Annotated in this window: 16 protein-coding genes and 2 pseudogenes; 11 read left to right on the top strand and 7 right to left on the bottom strand. The window is 58.3% G+C overall.

Annotated features, from left to right (window positions below):
- Positions 1-445: 445 nt before the first annotated feature.
- A complete protein-coding gene (locus NKJ12_RS29215) occupies positions 446-595 on the bottom strand; it encodes a hypothetical protein (protein ID WP_352706891.1) in 150 nt (49 codons plus the stop codon).
- A 396-nt stretch (positions 596-991) separates the two neighbouring features.
- Between NKJ12_RS29215 and NKJ12_RS29210 the strand changes: the two genes are divergently transcribed.
- From NKJ12_RS29210 to ehuA, 5 genes are all read left to right on the top strand, one after another.
- Entirely contained in the window at positions 992-2,170 is a 1,179-nt protein-coding gene (locus NKJ12_RS29210; protein WP_352706888.1) for a M24 family metallopeptidase, read from the top strand.
- A gap of 187 nt (positions 2,171-2,357) precedes the next feature.
- Entirely contained in the window at positions 2,358-3,203 is an 846-nt protein-coding gene (gene ehuB, locus NKJ12_RS29205) for an ectoine/hydroxyectoine ABC transporter substrate-binding protein EhuB (RefSeq protein WP_352706885.1), read from the top strand.
- A 57-nt stretch (positions 3,204-3,260) separates the two neighbouring features.
- Positions 3,261-3,926 carry an ectoine/hydroxyectoine ABC transporter permease subunit EhuC gene (gene ehuC / locus NKJ12_RS29200; RefSeq protein WP_352706883.1) on the top strand — a complete coding sequence of 222 codons (666 nt, stop codon included), beginning with the start codon at positions 3,261-3,263 and terminating at the stop codon, positions 3,924-3,926.
- Positions 3,923-4,591 carry an ectoine/hydroxyectoine ABC transporter permease subunit EhuD gene (gene ehuD, locus NKJ12_RS29195; RefSeq protein WP_352706880.1) on the top strand — a complete coding sequence of 223 codons (669 nt, stop codon included), beginning with the start codon at positions 3,923-3,925 and terminating at the stop codon, positions 4,589-4,591. The genes ehuC and ehuD overlap by 4 nt, the downstream gene beginning before the upstream one ends.
- Before the next feature lies 1 nt (position 4,592).
- Entirely contained in the window at positions 4,593-5,405 is an 813-nt protein-coding gene (ehuA, locus tag NKJ12_RS29190) for an ectoine/hydroxyectoine ABC transporter ATP-binding protein EhuA (RefSeq protein ID WP_352706878.1), read from the top strand.
- A gap of 289 nt (positions 5,406-5,694) precedes the next feature.
- Here ehuA and NKJ12_RS29185 read toward each other — a convergent pair whose 3' ends face one another.
- Positions 5,695-7,077, bottom strand: coding sequence for an IS1380 family transposase (locus NKJ12_RS29185; protein ID WP_352706876.1), 1,383 nt, complete (start codon positions 7,075-7,077; stop codon positions 5,695-5,697).
- Between the two features lie 476 nt (positions 7,078-7,553).
- Between NKJ12_RS29185 and NKJ12_RS29180 the strand changes: the two are divergent.
- Positions 7,554-7,928, top strand: a pseudogene (locus tag NKJ12_RS29180) (helix-turn-helix domain-containing protein); the annotation flags it as partial.
- 525 nt (positions 7,929-8,453) lie between these two features.
- Here the strand turns inward: NKJ12_RS29180 and NKJ12_RS29175 are convergent.
- The 4 genes from NKJ12_RS29175 to NKJ12_RS29160 form a co-directional block, all read right to left on the bottom strand.
- Complete coding sequence (locus tag NKJ12_RS29175) at positions 8,454-9,632, bottom strand: M24 family metallopeptidase (RefSeq protein ID WP_352706873.1); 1,179 nt, start codon at positions 9,630-9,632, stop codon at positions 8,454-8,456.
- A 150-nt stretch (positions 9,633-9,782) separates the two neighbouring features.
- On the bottom strand, positions 9,783-10,856 hold the full coding sequence (locus NKJ12_RS29170; protein WP_352706871.1) for a GlxA family transcriptional regulator: 1,074 nt from the start codon (positions 10,854-10,856) through the stop codon (positions 9,783-9,785).
- Between the two features lie 137 nt (positions 10,857-10,993).
- The gene (locus tag NKJ12_RS29165) at positions 10,994-12,397 is read right to left on the bottom strand and encodes an aspartate aminotransferase family protein (protein ID WP_352706869.1); all 1,404 of its coding nucleotides are present in this window, start codon (positions 12,395-12,397) and stop codon (positions 10,994-10,996) included.
- Between the two features lie 15 nt (positions 12,398-12,412).
- Positions 12,413-13,891: an NAD-dependent succinate-semialdehyde dehydrogenase gene (locus NKJ12_RS29160; protein ID WP_352706867.1), complete on the bottom strand. Its 1,479-nt coding sequence runs from the start codon at positions 13,889-13,891 to the stop codon at positions 12,413-12,415.
- A 665-nt stretch (positions 13,892-14,556) separates the two neighbouring features.
- On the opposite strand from NKJ12_RS29160, the gene NKJ12_RS29155 reads away from it, so the two are divergent.
- The 4 genes from NKJ12_RS29155 to NKJ12_RS29140 all read left to right on the top strand — a co-directional run bounded on the left by NKJ12_RS29155 (position 14,557) and on the right by NKJ12_RS29140 (position 19,498).
- Positions 14,557-15,504, top strand: a complete 948-nt coding sequence (locus NKJ12_RS29155) for an HpcH/HpaI aldolase/citrate lyase family protein (protein ID WP_352706864.1) — start codon at positions 14,557-14,559, stop codon at positions 15,502-15,504.
- Between the two features lie 34 nt (positions 15,505-15,538).
- Entirely contained in the window at positions 15,539-16,723 is a 1,185-nt protein-coding gene (locus NKJ12_RS29150) for a malate--CoA ligase subunit beta (RefSeq protein WP_352706862.1), read from the top strand.
- A gap of 11 nt (positions 16,724-16,734) precedes the next feature.
- Positions 16,735-17,634 (top strand): succinate--CoA ligase subunit alpha, encoded by a 900-nt coding sequence (sucD, locus tag NKJ12_RS29145; protein ID WP_352706860.1) that lies wholly within the window; start codon positions 16,735-16,737, stop codon positions 17,632-17,634.
- A gap of 682 nt (positions 17,635-18,316) precedes the next feature.
- Complete coding sequence (locus NKJ12_RS29140; RefSeq protein WP_352706857.1) at positions 18,317-19,498, top strand: M24 family metallopeptidase; 1,182 nt, start codon at positions 18,317-18,319, stop codon at positions 19,496-19,498.
- 526 nt (positions 19,499-20,024) lie between these two features.
- On the opposite strand, the pseudogene NKJ12_RS29135 reads toward NKJ12_RS29140, so the two are convergent.
- Positions 20,025-20,185, bottom strand: a pseudogene (locus NKJ12_RS29135) (IS256 family transposase); the annotation flags it as partial.
- A gap of 832 nt (positions 20,186-21,017) precedes the next feature.
- On the opposite strand from NKJ12_RS29135, the gene NKJ12_RS29130 reads away from it, so the two are divergent.
- Positions 21,018-23,492, top strand: coding sequence for a GcvT family protein (locus NKJ12_RS29130; protein WP_352706855.1), 2,475 nt, complete (start codon positions 21,018-21,020; stop codon positions 23,490-23,492).
- Positions 23,493-23,557 lie beyond the last annotated feature (65 nt).

Here is a 23,557-nt window from a genome sequence, read left to right as displayed (position 1 = left end):
AAGGCCGCCGGCCGACGCAGCCAGATGATCGTAACGGTGACCCTGGAGCGGGAACGCGCCGAGATCGGCACCCGACATTGCGACCGGGTTACACAAGGGCCGAGGCGAAGGTTGTGCTCTACATCACCGGGCGGAGCCTGGAGAATCACAAACAATTCACGCGCAAGTTCTATTTAGAACGCGGAGAAAAGAGCCTGAAGACTATGGTGGTCGTCGATCGTATCCAAGGGAATGTTCGGTGTAACTGTTAACCACCCGGAAAAATCTTTATTGGACATACACGTCAAAGTGCAGCACCGGACGATACCGCTGGATTGGCTTTGAGCTGAGCCTGGAACCCTAAGTCATTGCCGATTTCGTGTGCAGCCTGGCGAATCCGTGCGCAGATTTTGTCGTGAACATTGGATCTCCGGGCGACTTCGATTTCCGACACCGAATTCTGCCTTCAGTGGATCAGGCCGTGCGAAAGGAGATCGAGAGCCTGCAGGATCATCTTGTCTGCATTGATCTCGCGCGCATCTCCGCTTTGCGCATAGATCGGGACAGCCCGCGACGGCAGGCGAGTTTGAAAAGAATAGTAGGCGACCTCGGCCATTTTCTTTCGCGCGGAATGCGCGGCGGCTGGACGCCCAAGCCCAAGACGAATTCCTATCAGCACCATCGTGATTCAGATGGGTCCAGTAGGTCAGGCGTTATCGTCCCCCTTACACCGGATCCAGCAGCATTTTTCAACGCGCAATTTCTTGATGCAGGCGCCGGCATCTCGAAGCGAGATGGTGCCAATATAAACACTGCATTTGACTGTGAATGCCTCGGGACAAATGCTCGCTGAGCTCCCGCAACACAAGCAAAACCACGGACGTGCGGATGCCATAGTGAGAATGGGCATCAAGATTTCCGGGCGTCGGCCCACCAGCGGTTGCCCCGGGGGCTGCACGAGAATGGGCGAACTCAAGAGCGCACATGCTCAATTTCCAGAAGGATCATATGCATGAGCTACCAAAGACCTTTTCTGCGCGAGGAGTTCGACCGACGCGTCCAGGATACGAAGAAGCGGATGGAAAAGGCTGGTCTTGATCTCCTCGTCTGCCAGGATCCAGCCAATATGTACTGGCTTACCGGCTACGACAGTTGGTCCTTCTACACGCCGCAGGCAGTGCTAGTCCATGTCAACGAGGATATACCTTTCTGGTTCGGGCGCCCGATCGACGCAAAGTCAGCTACTGTTACAACAAACCTGCCGGCCGAGAACATCGTCGGATTCTCGGAGGCTTTGGTTCACCATCCGGAAAATCATCCTTTCGATGATTTGTGCGGGCTCATCAATTCCAAGGGCTGGGGTTCCGACCGCATCGGCGTCGAGCTCGACACTCACTACTACACCGCGCGGGCCCATCAGCACCTCGTTAGAGGCCTGCCCAATGCGAAGATCTCGGACAGTCGGGAGCTTGTAAACTGGGCGAGGCTCGTCAAGTCAGAAGCCGAGCTTGTCTATATGCGAGAAGCGGGCCGCATCATCAGCAGAACAATGCGGGAGGCGATTGCGAAGCTCAAGCCGGGGGTACGCGACTATGAGGTCGTAGGGGACATCTACCGCAATCAGATTTTGGGTGAGGGCAAGTTCGGCGACTACACTGGTCTGTGTCCCCTAATCCAGATTGGTGAGGGGACGAGCACTTGCCACCTCACATGGACGGGCCAGGCGATCCCCGAGTCAGCCCTAGTGGTGATGGAGCTTGGCGCGGCACGCCGCCACTACAACGCGCCGCTCACCCGCACGATTCACGTCGGGCAGCCGCCACAAGAGATTTCGCGTCTGGCATCCGTGATCGTTGAAGGCGGCGATCTCGCACTCGAAGCGGCCAAGCCGGGCGTGGCCGTCGAAGAGGTGGCCGCCGTGTTCCAACGTATACTGAAACGGAATGGCTACAGCAAAGACAGCCGCGTCGGCTACTCAATCGGTGTTGGTTACCCGCCGGACTGGGGCGAACGCACAATCAGCATCCGCGCGGGTGAAACAACGCTATTGCAGGAAGGAATGTGCTTCCACTTCCAGTCCGGAGTGTGGCTCGACGATTTCGGCGCAGCGATCTCAGAACCGTTCGTGGTCACAGCGAAAGGTGGCCAGCGCTTCTGCGATGTAGAGCGCCGCTTGGTCGTCATCGACTGATGATTTGCGCCCATCGACCTTGCGTAAAAACGCCTTGGCGGCCCAGAGCGTGCCGCAATCGCCCAACACCGGTTTGTATACTCAACCAAATAGGAGATCAGCTTCTGCAAAAAAACGCTTCTACAAAGCTGGAATGCCCATCCCGGGCGTTGCTAGATAATTCAAAGAAACAAGAAGGGAACGAAAAATGAAGATTAGACTTTTATACATTGCGGCCAGCTTGGGCCTTGCCGTCGCGGCTGCCACGGTACAGGTCAACGCAGGAGAATTGACCGACCGTATCGCCAACGGCAAGTCGATCCGCATCGGGTTCGCAAACGAAGAGCCGTTCGCCTTTCCGGACAGCAATGGTCGCCCAGTAGGATTCGTAAACGCGATTACTCTCGGCGTGCTTAAGCAGATGGGCTACGAAAATGTAGAGACCGTCGTGACAGATTGGGGCGGACTTATACCGGGACTGCAGTCTGGACGGTTTGATATGGCTACGGGGGGGCTCTACATCCTTAAATCAAGGTGCCAAAGCGTTACATTCTCCGAGCCTTTGGCGAAAGTAACGGACGCGCTTATCGTCAAAGCTGGCAATCCTAAAGGGCTGCACAATTATGGAGATATTGCGGCCAAGGGCGCGACTATGGTGACTGGCATAGGATATAGCAATATAGAGCAAGCTAAAAAGGCAGGAGTTCCGGAATCTCAGATCATGCAAGTGCCGGGACAGACAGAAATCCTTGCAGCGGTCGAGGCGGGACGAGCAGATGCCGGGGCATCAGGATACCTCTTGTCTCGGTCTGTGGCTGGTAAATCGGGTGGAAAACTTGAGGTGACAGACCCGGATGCAATGCCGGAATCAACTCAAAACTGGGTGAGCATAGCCTTCCGGGAGTCGGACAAGGACTTTGTGGAGAAGTTCAACGAGGCTCAGAAAAAATACATTGGCACTCCCGAGATGATGAAGGCTGTCGAGCCTTATGGCTACGACGCAAAGCTGCTACCAAATGACAAGAGTGCGGAGTGGGTTTGCGCCAACCGCTGACCGCGCACGCATGGCCGGGAAGCTTGCCTCCCGGCCATGTCTGACGCAGGATGGCGAATGTCGATCTTCGAGTTTCTTCAAAGCTATGGCCAGGCGCTCTTACAGGGGACCTTGGTCACATGCGCGCAATTCTTGCTTGCTACGCTGGTCGCTGTAGCTGCCGCTGGGGCTGCAGGCATCGGCAAACTGTCGAGCAACTGGCTTATCCGGAGTATAAGCGTTGTTTATATAGAGATCTTCCGCGGAACGTCGCTGCTGGTGCAGCTATATTGGATTTTCTTCGTGTTGCCGTTGTTTGGTATAACGCTTCCGAACTTCACCGCCGGCTACATATCCGTCGGCCTCAATATCGGTGCCTATGGCGCCGAGATTGTGCGCGGCGCCATAGAGTCAGTTCCGCGCGGACAATGGGAAGCGGGAACCGCGCTGTCGATGCCGCAGGGCGTGAGGATGCGCAGGATCATATTGCCGCAAGCGCTGGCGATCATGCTTCCGCCTTGGGGTAATCTCCTGATCGAGCTTCTCAAGGCAACCGCCCTGGTGTCCCTCATCTCGGTCGCCGATCTCATGTTCCAGACACGGCAGATCAACGCCTCGACCTATCTGTCGGCACAGGCGTTTGGAACAGCTTTGATTATCTACTACGTCCTCGCCAGGTTCCTCATAACCCCGACGATGCGCTGGGCGGAACGCTTGGTTGCCCGGAGGCTTGGAAGGGCATGACATTCAACTGGCGCTGGGACTTTACGTGGGAGATCCTGCCACAGTTGCTGTGGGCTACCCTCAACACGTTGATTGCGGCCGGGGTCGGGTATGCAATTGCTCTGGTCGGCGGCCTGCTGCTCGCGCTTGCGCAACGCACAAAGTGGCCCGCACTGACATTTGTCGTCAGGGAGCTGATTGAATTCATCCGGTCCACGCCCTTGGTCCTGCAGATTTTCTTTGTTTTCTATGTCGGACCCCAGTTCGGGGTATTCCTGTCGCCCTGGACATCCGGCATCATTGCGATCGGTCTGCACTATTCGGCCTATCTCTCAGAGGTTTACCGCGCAGGCCTCAATTCCGTGGCTCCCGGCCAATGGGAAGTGTGCCGTGCGCTGAACATGTCCCCCCGCGCGACCTATGTACGCATCATCATCCCGCAGGCGCTTGCGCCTGCGGTGCCTGGCCTCGGCAACTACCTGGTGGGCATCCTCAAGGATACGCCCATGCTGTCGGTAATTGGTGTCATGGAGCTAATGCACACGGCCAACGCGTTAGGGTCCGAGAACTACAGGTATCTGGAACCTTTTACATTAGTTGGCCTGATTTTCCTCTTGATCTCGCTTCCGACGGCCGGACTCGTCAGGATGTTCGAACGACGGCTGCGGCTGAGACTAGGACTGTAAAATGAGCAATACCGACTACCCCATTGAACTGCCGGAGCATGACCGCCCCATGGTCCGGTTCATGAACGTCAGCAAGAGCTACGGAAGGCTCAACGTCATCAGCCACCTCGATTTTGACGTTGCCGAAGGAGAGATGGTTACCATTATAGGGCCGTCCGGGTCCGGGAAGACCACGGTGTTGCGAGCCCTTATGACGCTCGAAACTATCAATGGCGGCGTGATATACGTCGACGGCAAGCCGCTGACACACATGCCCCGCGATGGGGTACTTGTGCCGGCAGACGAGCGATACCAGAGGAAGATTCGTTCCTCGATCGGGATGTGTTTCCAGCACTTCAACCTGTTCCCGCACATGACCGCGATCCAGAACTGCATGGAAGGCCCAGTCCAGGTACTGGGGCTTTCGAGGAAAGAGGCGCTTGAGCGATCCGAAGAGCTCCTGAAAATGGTGGGTATGATCGACAAGCGCGACCAGCATCCTTCCCGTCTATCAGGGGGGCAACAACAGCGCGTGGCCATAGCCCGCGCGTTGGCGATGCGGCCCAAGGTGATGCTTTTCGACGAAGTAACTTCCGCCCTCGACCCCGAAGTCATCGGCGAGGTGACACAGGTCATTCGAAAGCTGGTCGCCGAGCACAACCTAACCATGATCATGGTCACCCATCAGATGGGCTTTGCTCGCGACATCTCTGACCGCGTCTGCTTCTTTTATGGCGGCTCGATAGAGGAGCAGGCGCCCCCGCAGACGTTGTTCAGCAGCCCACAGCGCGACCGCACCAAGCAGTTCCTTTCCGCCGTCAAGGAAGCGGTTTGAAATCGTATTGAGTCTTCGTCCCCAATCCCATGGCCTTGATCCGCTCAGGGCTACGGCCATGGAGCGTTCCTACTTTGCTTTTAAGCACGTCCCGACCGGTCAAGCGAAGAATTGGCGCTAGCCCGCTTTTCTCACCGCGCCCAGGCTCGAGCCGCATCTTGACTGGTGCGGGTCGGCGCTGCTCATCCTGGTTTTGACGACGAGCGCGGCCTGCGCCGCGGAGAGCGGGGCGGTGCTGGGCTCTGCAATTTATCCTGTCGTTTGCGAGAAGGGTTCAGGTCCGGCGGCGTCAGCGGGCCGCGGCGCATATTCGAGCGTGCGCCAGGCTGAACTCCTGTGCGTAGGGACAGGCTGAAGCCATTGCGACCTTGATGCGACGCACCGAGACACGGACCTGCGCGCCGATCTTCAGCAGTTTCAGCCTGATCGTGCCGCAGGTGGCGTTGGCGAGCCTGGTGTGGGCGAGGCCGAGGCGGCGCAAGGCGCAGATCAGGACGTAGGCAAACGAGGCGAACCAGAGCCGCAGCTGATTGGCGCGCATGGTGTGAGCGCTGGTGCGGTCGGCGTAGAGGTCGAGCTGGCACTCCTTGATCCGGTTCTCCATGTCGCCACGGGCACAGTAGAGATCCTCGTAAAGCCCCCGTGCCGCCCAACGCTTTGGCTTGAGCGAGGTCACGATGAAACGCGGATTGGCGCCCAGCGTCGTCCACTCGGCCTTGGCGACGATCCGCCGTCGGCGTGACCAGCTGTCTTTCGTCGACCACATGAAGTCGCGGAACACGCGCGCGGCCTGGCCGCTTTTCCTGGATGCCAGGCAGGCTTCCTGCAAGGCCGGCGCGATCTTGTTTTCCAGCCGCTCGTTGCGGGCAATCCCGAAGACATAGTCGACGCGGTTGGCCTCGCACCAGGCCATCAGCTCTTCCCGGGCAAAGCCGGAATCGGCGCGCAGGATAATGCGCACCCTGCGCCACTTCCTGCGGATCTGCCGCACGATCCGCTCGGCCTCCTCGACCGCTCCCTTGCTGGCGTCGATGTTGGAACGCCTGAGCTTTGCCGCCAGCAGGTGCCGGCCGCAGAAGATGTAGAGCGGCAGGTAGCAGTAGCAGTTGTAGTAGCCGTGGAAGAACCGGCCTTCCTGGTGGCCGTGCAGCGGGTCATCGGTGGCGTCGAGATCGAGCACGATCTCGCCCGGCGACGTGTCGTGGGCTTCCAGGAACAGGTCGACGAACAGAGCTTCGATCGCCTGCGTGTCGTGGCCGATCTTGTGGTAGCGCGTCGGCTCCCCGACCCGGCTGAGCTCCAGCCGGTTGAGCGTCGACTTGCCGGCAAGCACCGCGCAATCCTCCCGCTTTGGCGTCAGGCTTTCCGACAGAAGGGCCAGCACGGGGTCGTGGCGGAGCGTGTCGTGGTCGTCGACGTCCTCATATCCCAGCGCGATCGCCGCGATGCGTTGTCCCACCAGCGTCTGTACGCTGTGCACCGTGCAGTCCGGATCGCGTCGGTCGATGAAGCAGGCAGCCACCCGGCCGAACAGGCCGACGGTTTTGTCAACGTGGCGCACAAGCAAGGCGCCGGCATCTGAGGTGATCGCTCCGCCGTCGAAACCGGCGACCACTTTGTGGCCGTCGAAGCCTTCAAATTCGAGCTGATCGGAGATACAGTGTGTGTGCATCGGACCCCGTTCCTGAATCTGATAACTCTTTGTTTACAAAAGAAGTTTCTCAGATTCTTGGGGCCGATGCACCCCTTACCTTGAGATATTCAGGCTAGAGGCTTTGGTGGGTCGAGGCGCCGTTCCTCTTGTTGCCGGAAGTCTTGCTGGCCGATGACCCGTCAGTCTGGCAACTAACGCTTTGCGCGACATCCGTCGCGAACGGACCGCTGCTATCCAACTCCGCCCAATTTTCTTGCTGGGGCAATAATTGGTCTTATGACGGTCAGCAGACCTGCGCTTCAGAGCTTGCTACGATGGAGACGCCTTAGGGTGCTTTGACGTTCTAAGTGCATCCGGTTGTGAGACCATCTTGTCGTAAGATGAATCCGATCGGCAAACTGAATTTGACATAGAACCTCCGAGCAGTGACACCTACCGGTGTCCAGTTCTTGCCTAGGTTCGCATTATCAAGACTAACTAAGACGGCAGCTTGAATGACAGCACCCCTTTCCAAGAGCCTGCGCGAACGCATCGTACTTGCGATTGAAGCTGGCGAGGGCTGCCGGTCGGTCGCGGCTCGTTTTGGGATTGCAGTTTCTTCCGCCGTTAAATGGTCGCAACGCTATCGAATGAGCGGTTCTATCGAGCCTCGCAAGATAGGTGGCCACCGAAAGCGCGTTCTGGAACCTCACCGGGATTTCATTCAGGAGCGAATTGACAAGGCACCGCATTTGACTCTGCATCTGTTGAAAGCCGAGCTTGAGGTACATGGTGTGAAGGTCTCACATGATACCGTTTGGCAATTCCTGCGCCGTGAGGGACTAAGCTTCCAAAGGTGGACAAGCTCCGCGCCAACTTCGCGGGGCGACGCCAAAGCCGAGCCCGAGCACACGCCGCATACTTGAGGGGGGGTCATGCCAATTGGGGCCCGACGCAGAGTCATTCTTCTCGATGATGGGTGAGCTTGATAGCGCTCTCAGGCTCCCTTGAACGCTCGACCGACCGCCTCTGTCGTCGTGGCGCTCCCATGAAGAACTCGGCCCATGGTGCATCCCTAATCGGAGGACAAGGATGCCCCATCAAAATCTGGATCACACATCGAGCGTCGGTGCCAGAACCTGGGCGTCGCCCTTCCCAAGCTGATCGAACCCGCCGCTACGCCGGTCGTCGCGCGTGGGCGCGCTGCAAGGAGCTGAACCTACGCCAGAGGCCTGTACTCGCAGCCGCGACGGCTTCGACGGCAATACCGAAGCCGGCCTCGTGCCTCATGCCGCTGAACCGGCTTCTTCGAACACTGATTTGAAGGCCGACGCATCGCTCTCTTTGTTCGACGGTTGCCGAATTGCGATGGAGTTGGCGGCGTTCGATCATCCGGCGTTCCAGCGCGGGATCCATCATTGTTTGACATGGATCTCTCGCGGGAAGCTGGTCAGAGTCTCGCAGCCTTCAGCGGTGACGAGGATGGTTTCGCTCACTTCGATCCCCCAGCCGTCCATCCACATGCCGAGGATCGAATGTAGGACATTGCCCGGCTTCAGGATCGTCTTATCCCCCTGGCGCAGGCTGATCGTGTGCTCGCCCCAATCTGGGGGATAGGCCGCGCCAATCGAATAGCCAATGCGGGATTCCTTCTTCAGACCGTAGCGCTGGATGACCTTGCGCCAGCTCGCCTCGATGTCCTCCGCCAAGACGCCAGGCCTGATGGTCGAAAGAACGGCCTCCATGCCTTCGAGCACGGCTCTGCCGGTGTCGCCGACCTTGGCTGGCATGGCGCCCAACTGAAGCGTCCGCGCCAGACCGGCGGCATAGCGACGAACGACACCGGCCAGCTCGAGCGCGACGGTTTCGTTGTGGCCAAAGCGACGATCGCTCCACATGATATGCGGCGCCGATGCATTTTCGCCGCCCAGTATGGTCGGCGGCAGGGCGGTGATGTCGCCGGCGAAATCCGGCGAGCCAGCTATCTGAGCGGCTTGGATTTTGGCGATTGCGTCGCACTCGCGCACACCTGGCGCTATGACCTCATAGGCCGCGGTGACCGCCGCCTCGGCAAGACGCGACGCTTTGCGTAGGTAGCCGATCTCGGCTTCCGATTTGACGCTGCGGATCCAGTTCACCAGAAGGTCAGCATCGTGGAGGATTGCGTTGGGCAGCCCAGCGGTCAGCCGCGCATGCGCCTTGGCGGAATAGTAGTAGGCTTCAAGCTCGATGCCGATATTGCCGCGCCCCCAGCCCTTCCTGTCGATCCAGGCGGCAATCCAGTCCATCGGATGACGGTCGGTGCGCTGGACATGATCTTCGGGAAAGCCGACGACGTTCTCGGGCTTCATCCAAGCCGTCAGCAGCCCGCCGGCGGCATCCATGGCACGACCGATCCAGACCGGCTCCTCGTCGGCGAGCGGCACCAGGACCATTTGCGGCGTGTAAAACGACCAGCCGTCATAGCCGGTGATGTAGTGCTGGTTGGCGACGTCGTTGATGATCAGAAGATCGAGGTTGCGGCTCGCCATTTCCGCGCGGATAGCGGAAAGCCTGCTCCGGTATTCGTCGGGATGGAATGGCAATGGTATCATGTTGAAAAATCCTATTCTATAGCGCCCTGGTGGACCCTGACCAAGCAGGAGTCGAGCCCGGGTTCGAACCTGACAATCGACAAGAGCTCATCGACGTGAGCCCATCACCAACAACAGCGCCGTACCGTATCTCTACAGAACAACGCTCTGCTAGTGGCAGTTAGGCAATTCTTCGTAACTTAGCCTCCTGTCGATTTTCCTGATCCTATTTTCCTCCGGGGCGCTCGACCGCGTTTTCTTTCTTTGATGAACTGGCAGTCGTGATTGATGTGGCGCGCATCCGTAGGCGTCGCGATACGCTTTTGAGAAGTGCGATGCAGAGATAAAGCCACAAGCCATCGCTATCTCAACGACCGGCAGACGGGAACTGATGAGCAGCAGATGCGCCCGTTCCAAACGAAGATCCAAATAATATCGGCTTGGAGAACACCCCAGTTCCCGCCTAAACAGCCGCTCAATTTGACGTCGGGAAAGGCCGGCTGATCCCACAAGTTCGTCTAGTAGCAATGGCTCCGTGAGGTTTGCCTCCATCTCCTCTATTATCTTAATGACCGCCCGATGGTTTAGTTGCACTCGTGAATGGAGTGGCAAACGTTGTCGGTCACCCGCTGAACGGGTCCTACACGCGATAGCCTTTTCACAAATACGATTGACGACTATCGTCCCATGGTGACGGTCAACCAAATCTAAAAACATGTCGAAGGGAGCGTCCCCCCCGGCGCAGGTGTACAGGTATCCATCCCGCTCAAAGGCGGTTTGAGCGGCGGACACACCCGGATAGCGCTCAGAGAATATAGGAAATTGTTCCCAGTGAACAGCGCAACGACGCCCTTGTGCAACCCCGGCTCGAGCAAGCACTATCGTGCCGCTACATATGCCTACCAGGCAACTGCGGTGGTTTCTGCACTCGCGTAACCAGGCTTCAAGCTGTTTGTGCGAGTTAGGAGCATTATGGCCGCCGACGACGACGACGGCGGGTGTTGAGATTGATCGACGAAATCTTTCACGTTCGAACGACAACGACGATCCGGCCCATACCAACAACCCGCAACTTGAGGCCACGGGCTCCCCGTCGTCCGAAACGATCTGCCAGCTATAAACTTCACGCCCCAACACTTCGTTGGCGAGCCTCAGCGCTTCTACTGCCGACGAGAACGCCTGGAGCGAAAAGGCCGGTAGAAGGTAAAAGCAAAAATTTCGGCAGGTCGACTGTGAGTCTAGCATCCCGGGAGTTCCTTCTCTGCTAGCCTGATCTCTCGTTGCGGCCATGCCAAAATAGGGCGACCGGCTTCGTTCATTGGATTGGCGCTGCCACCGCCTCGGGCAGACAGCTCTAGCATTGCAGGCTCGGGTCGCCCGCCTCAAATGCTAAAACCCTCTCTCGTTAGCTCATCCATAACGAAGCGCACTGCACTTCCTGCGATACCAACGATCTCTTCCACTTCAGCCTTTGTTGCCACCAAAGGAGGAGCGAAGCCCAGAATGTCACCATGTGGCATAGCGCGGACGATCAGGCCACGGTCGCGTGCTGCCTTCGAGATGCGTGCACCGACCTTCAACGACGGGTCGAAACGCTTCTTGTTGTCGCGATCGGCGACAAATTCGATTGCGCCCATAAGACCGACGCCGCGCACTTCGCCGACGATCGGCAACTGCGCGAACTTTTCCTGCAGCTGCGCCTGGAAGAACGCGCCGACGTCACGTGCATTGCCGGGGAGGTCTTCTTTCTCGACAATGTCGAGGACAGCGTTGGCCGCGGCAGCGCCGACGGGATGACCAGAATAGGTGTACCCGTGCGAGAATGCGCCGACCTTGTCTGCCCCATCCTCCAGGACTTTATACACCTTCTCACCGACGATTGCCGCTGAAAGCGGGAAGTAGGCCGACGTCAAACCTTTAGCGACCGTGATGAGGTCTGGTTTGATGCCATAGTGCTGCGAGCCGAACATGGAACCGGTGCGGCCGAACCCTGTGATGACTTCATCGGCAATGAGCAGCACGTCGTGCTTCTTGAGCACGGCTTGAATTGCTTGCCAGTAGCCTTCCGGCGGAGGCGTGATGCCGCCGGTGCCGAGCACCGGCTCGCCGATGAAGCCGCCCACATTTTCTGGCCCCAGCCGCTCGATCAGCTGATCAAGTTCCTCGCCGCGCCGCGCTGAAAATTCGCGTTCGGACTCGCCTGGGTTGGCGCCCCAGAAGTGATGCGGAACACCGGTGTGAACAATCTGCGGAAGTGGCAGGTCCATGTGGTCATGATAGAAGCTCATGCCCGTCATCGAGCCCGACACGACGCTGCAGCCGTGATAGCCGCGTTCACGCGAGATGATCTTCTTCTTGGTCGGCTTGCCGCGGAGATTATTATAATACCAGACGAGCTTGGCCTGCGTCTCGTTGGCGTCCGAGCCGGACATGCCGTAGAACACCTTGCTCATTTTGCCCGGCGCCATCTTCACGAGGCGATCGGAAAGGATTGCGAGCTCGTCCGTCGTGTGGGCAGCGTAGGAATGATAGTAGGCCAGACGGAAAGCCTGGCGGGAAATCGCTTCGGCGACTTCGGTGCGGCCGTAACCGACATTGACGCAATAAAGGCCGGCAAATCCGTCGATCAGCTGGTTGCCATGCGCATCTTGAATGCGGATGCCTTTGCCAGTCTCAACGATGGTCGGCTCACCGAGCTTGCCGGTGGCAAAATCCTTGAGCTGTGTGAAAGGATGCAGGACAGCATTTCTATCCTTTTCGCTGATATCCTTGATGTTGATACTCATGCGTCTGTCCTTTTTTCAGTTTGCGATATTACCGATGCACACGTATTTGGGTTCGAGATATTCGGCGAGACCATGCCTTGAGCCCTCGCGGCCGAGCCCGGATTGTTTCCATCCGCCAAAGGGTATGGGAGCGCCGGTGAATTTCGGGATGTTGACGGCGACCATGCCGTACTCCAACTGATCGGTTAGCCGCATGGCGCGGCTGAGATCTTTTGTGTAAACGTAAGCCGCAAGGCCCATTTCCGAGTTGTTGGCTCGCGCAAGCACTTCCGCCTCCTCATCGAACGGAAGGATTGCCGCCACCGGCCCAAAGGTCTCTTCCTTCGCGACCAGCATGTCGTCCGTGACATCGGCGAGAACAGTCGGGGTAACGAAATTGCCCCCGAGAGGGCTTTCCTGTCCGCCAATAACGATGCGAGCCCCGGAACAAACAGCTTCGGACACCTGCCGTCTGCACTTTTCGGCGACGGATGGTCTGGTCATTGGGCCAATATCGACACCGGGTTCGAATCCGTGCCCGACTTTCAGTTTCCCGGTGGCCTTCGCGAATTCTTCCACGAAGCGCTCATAGTTTCCTCGCTGAACATAGATCCTATTGGCTGCCAGGCAGTCCTGACCGGATGTGGCAAATTTGGCTGCTATGCATCCAGCTACGGCTGTCTCCAAGGGGGCATCATCGAAAATGATAAAAGGAGCATTGCCGCCGAGCTCAAGTGAAGCCTTCTTCACGGTTTTTGCCGACTGCTCGAGCAGGATCCTACCGACCTCGGTCGAGCCCGTGAAGGAGAATGCCCGCACATCGCTATGATCCAATAGCCGTTTTGCGAGTGGGGCAGCCTCTCCCGTGATCACCTGAAACACGCCAGCGGGGACTCCTGCCTCCTCGGCAAGGCGGGCAAGCGCCAGAGCGGACAAGGGCGTTTCCGGAGCTGGCTTCACAATCATCGTGCAGCCCGTAGCCAAGGCGGCTCCTGCTTTTCTGGTGATCATCGCCGACGGAAAGTTCCAAGGCGTGATAGCGACCGTCACTCCGACCGGCTGCATCTGCACGGAGAGCCTGCTGCCCGCAAGATGGCTCGGGATGGTCTCGCCATATGCTCGCTCACCCTCTGCCGCAAACCAGTCAAGAAAGCTAGCGGCATATAAAATCTCACCGTGCGCCTCGGTCAACGGTTTGCCTTGTTCAGCGGTCATGATGGTGGAAAGGTCTTCCGCATTCTCGCGCATACCCGCGGCCCATCTCCGCAGACATGCGCCCCGTTCCCAAGGAAGAACATTGCGCCAACGTTCAAAGGCAGTCCTCGCGAAGCTGACCGCGTCATCTACATCAGACACCTCACAGGCAGCCACCTGAGCCAAGTCCTGGCCAGTAGCAGGATCAACCACCAAGATCGTTTCAGCCTTAGAGAGCCAAGCTCCATTCACATAGGCGGACGTTTGGAAGAGGTCCTGCCTTTTGAGCTCCTTCAACGCGGCAGTTGCTGTACCTTTCATCACTAACCTCACCATCGACAGTTCATTTCCGGCAAAATAGCCGCGCAACCGCGGCGATTGGCAGCGCGATCGAGGGCCATCAAGACGTTCTCCTGCGAATAAGGGCATGCGACTGAATTTTTTCGCCGTTTGATCGCTGTCGTCTTATGGGCAAGGTTCAGCAAGCAAAGATGACATCGTCACCTGTGGCCATCCACGATCACACTCAGCCCGCGAGAGGCGGCGAACGGTAAGTTGCAGTCGGCCACGTTAAGCGGACCTCTTGCGGGGCTGTCACTTCGGCTTCGCAGTATACCTCATGATTGTAGTGGGCCTCGAAAGATGCGTAAGTGTGATTGCAAGATCGGTTACCTGGTGGGGGAGATCTTATGCTTAGCTCGTCACTGCGGTTTACGAAAACAGATTCGAGCAAATCCCAAAAGCCACACTAAATCACAAAATCTTCTTAGCTAAGATATTTCTACTGCGCTCCCAATGGGTGGCAACCGCTTCCTAGGCGACGAAAGAAACGGGGGAAGAGGATTTGCTGCGCGAGCGGCGGCAAAAATGCAGATCTTGTGCGGCATCACGGGCCGGGCAGCACAACCCCGGCGGCCAAGGCGTGCTAGCTTGTGAAGAACACAAAAGGAATTGCAAAAGCAACAGCCCGATGCTGGGAGCCCACGATGAGCCACACGATCAACCACCTGAAGAAACTACGGCTGCAGCGCAGCGAGTTGGCCGTTCCCGGCTCCAGCCCGGAGATGATCGACAAGGCGGCCAACAGCGCCGCCGACTTCGTCTTCCTCGACGTCGAGGACGCGGTCGCCCCGCCAGACAAGGAGCGCGCTCGCAAGAACATCATCCAGGCGCTCAACGACATCGACTGGCGCGCCAAGGGCAAGACCGTATCGGTGCGCATCAACGGGCTGGATACCCATTACATGTACCGCGACGTGGTCGACGTCATGGAACAGGCCGGCGACCGGCTGGACACCATACTGGTGCCGAAGGTCGGCATGCCGGCCGACCTCTATATGGTCGAGGCCATGGTCAACCAGATCGAGATGGCCAAGGGTTTCAAGACCCGCGTCGGCCTCGAAGCGCTGATCGAGACCGCGCTCGGCATGGCCAATGTCGAGGCGATCGCCGCGACGCCCGGCCGGTTGGAAGCGATGCATTTCGGCGTCGCCGACTATGCCGCGAGCTGCAAGGCACGCACCGTCAACATTGGCGGCCTCAACCCCGACTATCCCGGCGACCAGTGGCATTTTGCGCTATCGCGGATGACCGTCGCCTGCCGCGCCTACGGCCTGCGCGCCATCGACGGGCCGTTCGGCGATTTCTCCGATCCGGAGGGTTATATCGCCGGTGCCAAGCGCGCCGCGGCCCTCGGCATCGAAGGCAAATGGGCGATCCACCCTTCGCAGATCGCACTCGCCAACGACGTCTTCTCGCCACCTGAAAAGGAGGTCGCGCGGGCCAGGCGCATCCTTGAGGTGCTCAAGGAAGCCGAGGCTCAGGGAAAGGGCGCCGCGGCGCTCGACGGCAAGATGATCGACGCGGCGTCGGAACGCATGGCGCGCAACGTGCTGGCGGTTAACGAGGCGATCGAGCGCGCCGGCCAGGCGTAATATGCCGGCGCAGTAGAGATACCGGGAGGACATGATGGACATCCACGAATACCAGGCCAAGGAACTGCTCGCCCGTCACGGCGTGCATGTGCCGCGCGGCGGTCTGGCCTACAGTCCGGAGCAGGCGACATACCGTGCCAGCGAGATCGGCGGCAGCAAATGGGTGGTCAAGGCGCAGATCCATTCCGGTGCGCGCGGCAAGGCCGGCGGTATCCGCATCTGCTCGTCCGATCAGGAAGTGTCCGATGCGGCCGAGGCGATGCTCGGAAGGAAGCTGGTGACGCAACAGACGGGGCCGCGCGGCAAGCTGGTGTCGCGGCTCTATGTCGAAGAGACCGTCGACATTGGCCAGGAAATCTATCTCGCCTTTGTTCTCGACCGTAAAGCCGAGCGGGTGATGATCGTCGCGTCTGCGGCCGGCGGCATGGAGATCGAAGAGATCGCCGAAAAGCAGCCGGATTCAATCATTCGCGCGACTGTCGACCCTGGCGCGGGGATGCAGCACTATCAGGCGCGCGAGATCGCCTTCGGGCTTGGTCTCGAAAACAACCTGATTGGCAAGGCAACCGAAACGCTACTTGGTTGCTACCGCGTGTTTCGCGACTACGACGCTTCGATGCTGGAGATCAACCCGCTGGTCGTCACGCGTGACGGCAATCTGATGGCACTGGATGCCAAGATGTCGTTCGATGAGAACGCGCTGTTTCGTCGTCCCCAAATATCCGAATTGCGCGACAAGTCGCAGGAGGATCCGCGCGAAACCTTTGCCAGCGACCGTGGCCTCTCCTATGTCGGCCTCGACGGTGACATCGGCTGCATCATCAACGGCGCCGGCCTCGCCATGGCGACGATGGACATGATCAAGATCGCCGGCGGCGAGCCGGCGAACTTTCTCGACATCGGCGGCGGCGCCTCACCGGAGCGGGTGGCGAAATCGTTCCGCGCCGTCCTTGGTGACAAGAATGTCAAGACCATCCTCGTCAACATCTTCGCCGGCATCAATCGCTGCGATTGGGTCGCCGAGGGTGTTGTCAAGGCGATCCGCGAAGTCGGCGTCAACGTCCCGTTGGTGGTGCGGTTGGCCGGCACCAAGGTCGAGGAAGGGCGCCGCATCCTGGCCGATTCCGGCGAGGCGGTGATCGTCGCCGAAACACTGGCCGAAGCCGCTGACAAAGCCGTCGCCGCTTGGCGATCCGCCACGATGAAAAAAGCAGGCTGAGGGGCGAAAGAATGGCAATTCTGCTTAACCGTGGCACCCGCACAATCGTGCAGGGATTTACCGGCAAGATCGGCAGTTTTCACGCCGAAGACATGAAGCGTTACGGCACTAATGTGGTCGGCGGCGTCACACCCGGCAAGGGCGGCCAGACACATCTCGGCCTGCCGGTGTTCAACACCGTCAAGGGCGCGGTGCGCGAAACCGGAGCCGATGCGAGCATCGTCTTCGTGCCGCCGCCCTTCGCCGCCGATTCGATCATGGAAGCAGCGGATGCCGGCATAAAGCTCTGCATCTGCATCACTGACGGCATCCCCTCGCAGGATATGATGCAGGTCAAGCGCTACATGCGCCGCTACCGCTTCGAGGACCGCATGCGGCTGATCGGGCCGAACTGCGCCGGCGTCATCACGCCCGGACAGGCGCTGATGGGCATCATGCCCGGCAGCATCTATCTTCCCGGCCGCGTCGGCATCGTCGGCCGCTCCGGCACGCTGGGTTATGAGGCGGCCTCGCAGATGCAGGCGCTGGGCATCGGTGTGTCGACCAGCGTCGGCATCGGCGGTGATCCGATCAACGGCTCGTCCTTCAAGGACGTCCTGGAACTGTTCGAGCAGGACGACGAGACCGACGCCGTGGTGATGATCGGCGAGATCGGCGGGCCGCAGGAGGCCGAGTCTGCCGAATGGGCCAAGCACAACATGACGAAGCCGTTGATTGCCTACATCGCAGGGCTTTCCGCGCCGAAAGGCCGCCGCATGGGCCACGCCGGCGCCATCATCTCGGCCTTCGGCGAGTCGGCGCAGGAAAAGGTCGAGATCCTGAAGGAAGCCGGCGTCATCATCGTGCCGACGCCGGCTTCGTTCGGCGAGATCGTGGCCGGCGTGATGGCGGATCGGACGAAGGCAGCATAGAGCAACATACCGGTCAATTTGAGGACCAGGTAAAGGAACCGCATCGGCGCTATTGAGATTAGCGCAACTCTCGGCGGCGGTTCAGTCAAATTGATGTCGCGGCTCCCGCGTCTTGCGACGAGCCAAGTTGCCGGGCGTATTTAGCGATAAACAGTCTCAAGAGAGACTCCAAAACAGCCTTCGCGGTGGGGGGCTCAGCACGCCATGCAGCTACTTGGCATCCCAACCGAGCTATGGGGTGGCGTTAGCTCGGTGTTGAGCTGCTAAATCCGGGATCGTGTCCGCCGCCAAAACTCTACAGGGGCCGTCGGCGCATGGCCGTTTTGCCTAGGCGGCTTCACCGCGTCCTTCAATAGTCAGACTGGACATTTGCGTCGCCGCCGCGCGCGCCGCTCTTCCATGGATTGACAACCAAGCTACCGGTCACCTTACGTCCACCGCTGTCCGAGCCCCTTTGGCGCGAATAAGAAGAGGCGGTCCACACCAGACATGAGCTGAGTCTCTCACGTGGGAAGCGAAGCTGCGCACAAAGCCCAAATAACGCAGGTTTTCTGCGGCCGGACGACGAGGTCCGCGTGAAGCAGGCCTCTGAAGCATGCTAGGTTGGGAACCAGTACGGATTGGGCATGGAAAAGAATGCTTGGTCCGGTGAGCCAACCTAGGTGCAGAGGACGACTACGAGATGGACTTTGAGAAACCCTTTCAGCCGGCGGAGTACCGCCGCCGTGTCCAAGACGTCAAGACACGGATGGAGGAAGCAGGACTGGACCTGCTAATCTGCCAAGATCCCGCGAACATGTGTTGGCTGACCGGGTACGACGCCTGGTCCTTCTATACGCCTCAGGTGGTGCTATTGCACCTGAAATCGGACTCGCCGGTATGGATCGGACGGCTGGTTGACGTTAACGGCGCTCGTGCCACGACGAACCTGGCTGCTGAGGATATCATCAACTTCTCCGATGACCGGCTCCATCACGTGGAACTGCATCCCTATGACGAAGTCAGCGAAATCATTAAATCACGCGGATGGGGATCTGATCGCATTGGGGTTGAGCTTGATGCGCATTTCTACACCGCTCGAGCGCATCAGCACCTCGTCGCGGGTCTTCCAAACGCCAAGTTCTCCGACAGCAGAGGACTCGTCAATTGGGCGAGACTCGTCAAATCTGACGCTGAACTCGTCTATATGAGGGAAGCGGGTCGGATTGTCAGCCACACCATGCGCCGGGCGATAGATAATCTGAAGCCAGGAGTTCCTGAATACGAAATCGTCGCTCAGATTTATGCCGATCAGACAAGAGGCGTTGATGGGAAATATGGTGATTATACAAGTCTCTGCCCGTTGATACAGGTGGACGAAAAGACGAACGCTCCACACCTTACATGGTCGGACAAGCCCCTGCCCAAGTCAGGATTGGTTCTCTTGGAAATTGGAGCGGCCAGGCGCCATTATCATGCGCCTCTGACGCGTACGGTCTACATGGGAAAGCCACCCAAGGAGGCCCAGCACCTCGCCAATGCCATCATCGAAGGTGGCGACGCTGTCCTGGAAATGGCCAAGCCGGGTGTAGTCGTCGATGAACTGAATACCGTTTGGCTGAGCGTCCTGAACCGCCACGGATACGTGAAAAAGGGCCGTTCCGGCTACTCAATCGGCATGAATTTTCCGCCGGACTGGGGCGAACGTACTGTGAGCATTCGCGCCGGCGAAAAGACTGTGCTCCAGGCTGGCATGTGCTTCCATTTCCAATCAGGAGTGAGGCCTCCTGCCTTCGGAGCCGCAATCTCGGAGTCGTTTGTTGTTACCGAAAAGGGTGGCGAGCGGCTAGCCGACGTCGCACGAGAGTTGATAGTCGTAGACTAGCTGGAAGCTTTTAGGATTCTCCACTCAGCCGGATTGGGAAGGGGGGCGAAGTGCTTCGCTTCCCAATCCGCTAACTTTTCATCTTACTCGGAAGAGCGCTTAGTTTAGAGTAGATAGCCCCCACAGCCGGGGGCCCGGAATCCCGGAATAGCACAGCGTCTTCGTTGGTCAGTGACCAGCTACTCCGTGCCAGCCGCGCTCACCAGTAAGTGCTCTAGGGCGGCAGGTTCCAAGACCCAGAATGATTTGTCTGCGCAGAGCTGGGCCGAACAAAGGCATGCGTTTGTCGCAGGGGACAGTTGTGTGCAACGCGGCTGCGTGTGTACCTCACTAAGCCTCCACTCGAAGTCAGGCGCTGCATCTTCCTCCGCACGGCGGCCAAGGTCTCCACTCCATTTGCGCGGGGCCTTCATCTCTGAGCTTCACCCAGGAGGACTTGGTCGTCGCGCGGATCTGGCATGCGGCCCGCTTATCAGCGCCAGTGCCGGCAGGCCAATCATGGCTCATCCTGGCCTTAGCAAACTTCTTCATCGCCCTGTTTGAGCAGGAGCAGCGCACCGGCGAGACGGACTATGGCATCGTCGTTGGAGAAGAAGCCGACGACCATTGTCTTCCGTTCGATCTAGTCGTTGAGCCCTTGAGCCGATCGCTTGGATTGGTACTATGGAGCTTCGCGCGGCGCTGCCGTGATGGCGACGAGATGGGGACTTCGCCGGGATCTGGTCAGCAGCGGCCGCTGCTGGTCGTTCCCGCCAACTCCCGCACGACGGCGGTCAGCGGCTTTAACAGTGAAGTAGGAGCCCCCGCAGCTTGGGATGCGCAAGCTCGAGGGTGCAGACGCGCGTCTCACAGTCGCGCTCGGGGCAGAGCGCCACGGGTTCTTTTCGCCGGGGGCGGACGGTCGGGGCGGCGCCCGCCTTCAGCTTCCTCGGCCCCTCGGCGGCGAAAGGCGACCATGTCGCGAAGGATGTCGACGTTGGGATCTTCTCTCCGAGCGTGCCCAGGTTCATCATCTTTTCAGCTGTCGGTGGTTTCCTCGAGCAGTTTGTGTCGGCAACCTACATGATGCAGCTGCAATCCGCTCGCTAATCACAGTGCTATCGAGGGCGCAGTCGCGAAGGCCGCGGCTGTCGCCTGAGCTCGTGCAGGCGCGCGACCCGTCCCATTCTCAGCCGTGTGTCAAGGGCCGCTATCTGAGAGATGGCGCAGTTTACATGTGCGCGCTCGGACACGGTTTGCAAGTGTTCGCAATCGGACCAACCCTAACTTCGTCAGAGCCGCCCGTTCGCCCGCGCAATAATTCAGCGCCGAGCTCAAGAATACGCAGAACAACACCGCTTTTGCGGCCCAATTAGCGCGATGTACGCGAGCCTTGCCGCTTAGTCTGCTGGAAAGTGACTGACTCATTGATCATAGGGCCGGTAATGCGCGGAAGCGGCCCGCATAAGCTCGAGATGGCCCGAACTCGTCGAAACACCTTGCCGCTGCCAGTTCCGAGTGAAACCAAACAAGGACACACATGATTACGAATCCGCCTTTCCGTCCTCGTGAAACACCGACGCGCCGCCACGAGATCCTCATAGTTGGTGGAGGGATCGCGGGAGCAAGTGTTGCCTTTCACCTTGCAAGGAACGGTAAGAAGGACGTCGCACTCTTGGAGCGCAACAGTCTTACGTCCGGCACAACTTGGCACGCTGCGGGTTTGATCATGCAGACGCGTGGGACCCACGCACTGACGGAGATCGCAAAATATAATGCTGAACTTTACTCCGCGCTCGAGGCCGAGACTGGCCAAGCTACCGGCTTCAAGCGAAATGGCACGCTTGGGGTCGCCAGAACCAAGGACCGCCTATACGAAACTGCACGCAACGCCTCGATTGCCAAAAGTTTTGGCCTTGAGGCCAACATGATCTCGCCGAGCGAGGCGAAAAAGCTCTATCCGGCTCTCAACGCCTCAATCATCGAAGGCGCAGTCTTTATCCCTGGTGACGGCCAAACCAATCCTGTCGACACATGCATGGCGTTAGCCCTTGGCGCCAAAAAGAACGGCGTAAAAATTTTCGAAAACGCAGAAGTCACAGACCTCTGGCGCACAGCAGACGGGCACTACCAAGTTCGGACCAATGAGGGAGTTGTTGAAGCTGAAATTCTCGTACTTGCGTGTGGGCTTTGGACCCGAGAACTTGCGTCGAAATTAGGTGCGCGAATTCCGATATACGCGGCAGAGCACTTTTATGTAGTGACCGAAGCGATGGATTTTGTGACGCCCACCTTGCCAGTCCTACGCGACACCGACGGGCATGTGTATCTGAAAGAAGATACAGGAAAGCTCCTGGTTGGTGCCTTCGAGCCTTGGGGAAAACCTTTGCCGATGGGAAAGCTTCCGAAGGAAACTGCGTATATCGAGCTTCCTGAAGACTGGGATCACTTTGAGCTACCGATGACCAAAGCGATAGAGATTGTTCCTGACCTTGCGAACTGCGGCATTGCCAAGTTTTTCAATGGTCCTGAAAGTTTCACCCCGGACCTTCTGTTCATGATTGGTGAAGTTCCTGGATTGAAAAATCTTTTCGTTTCGACGGGTTATAATTCAGAGGGCATTGAATACGGCGCGGGAGCAGGACGAGCTCTGGCAGAGTGGATCATTGCCGGTGAGCCTCAGATGGATATCAGCTTCGTGGATGTCGCCCGGTTCCATCCCTTCCAGATCAATAAACGATATTTGCACGATCGCACAGCCGAAGTGTTGGGTCTTCACTATAAGATGCACTGGCCGGCTTACCAGTCTGAGACGTCCCGAGGTGTCCGCAAAAGCGCTCTTCACGATCGGTGGGCGAGGCTTGGAGCTAGCTTTGGCGAAGGAATGGGATGGGAGCGTCCCATGTGGTTCGCGGGGGAGGGGGAATCGACTAAAAACGTCTATTCCTACGACGAGCCGAGTTGGTTCAAATATACCAGTCAGGAGTGCAAGGCTGCCCGTAACAATGCCATCTTGTTGGACCAAAGCTCTTTCGGCAAGCACTTGGTTCAGGGTCGCGATGCCTGCCGTTTCCTTCAGTGGCTTTGCGCCGGCAACGTGGATGTACCTGTGGGAAAGCTGGTATACACCCACATGCTCAATGGAAAGGGCGGGATAGAGACAGATATCACTGTAAACCGCTTGTCGCAGACAGAGTTCCTAATCATCTCGTCAGCGACCGTCCATCCCCGGGATAAGGCCTGGATCACAAAACACATTACTGACGAATGGAATGTCACGGTCACTGATCTCACGTCTGGGTACGCGGTCCTCTCATTGCAAGGCCCGCGATCGCGCGAGATCCTATCGCAGGTAACCGACACAGATCTGGCGAATCCGGCGTTCCCGTTCGCCACCAGTCAGGAAATCGATATCGGTTATGCTCGCGTAATAGCCAACAGGCTAACTTATGTCGGAGAACTTGGTTGGGAGCTTCATATTCCAACCGAGATGGCACAGCACGTGTTTGATGTTGTCTGGGAGGCCGGCCAGGCGTATGGCCTCAAGGCTGCAGGGTACCACGCGCTTGAACATCTGCGGTCCGAGCGCGCCTACCGAGAATACCAGCTCGATCTAACGCCAGTTGATACGTTGCTTGAAGCGGGGTTGGGATTTACGGTGGACTGGAATAAAGAAGGCGGATTTATAGGAAAAGAGGCGCTAACGTCTCAGAAAAATGCCGGGCCGCTTAAAAAACGACTAGTATCATTCAAGCTTCGCGATCCGAAGCCAGTCCTCTTTCATGAAGAGCTTATCCGCTGCGACGGGAGGATCGTCGGATATATTTCGTCCGGCGTGAAGAGCTTTACGATCGGAACGTCAATCGGAATGGGATATGTAAACCACCCCGCTGGTGTCACGAAGGACTTGATCGAAAACAGTCGATGGGAAATCGAGATCGCCGGCAAACTCTACGAATGCGACGCGTCGCTCCGGGCGTTTTTCGATCCAAACGGGGATCGGGCTAAGCAATAGGTCGTGCGCCACAATAGAGGCGGAGCGAGCTGGTTCTCTTCTGTCCCCCGGACGGATCCGCTCCG

Source organism: Mesorhizobium sp. M0195, from assembly GCF_040322115.1.
Taxonomy (GTDB): Bacteria; Pseudomonadota; Alphaproteobacteria; order Rhizobiales; family Rhizobiaceae; genus Mesorhizobium.
This window is presented reverse-complemented; position numbering and strand designations above follow the sequence as displayed.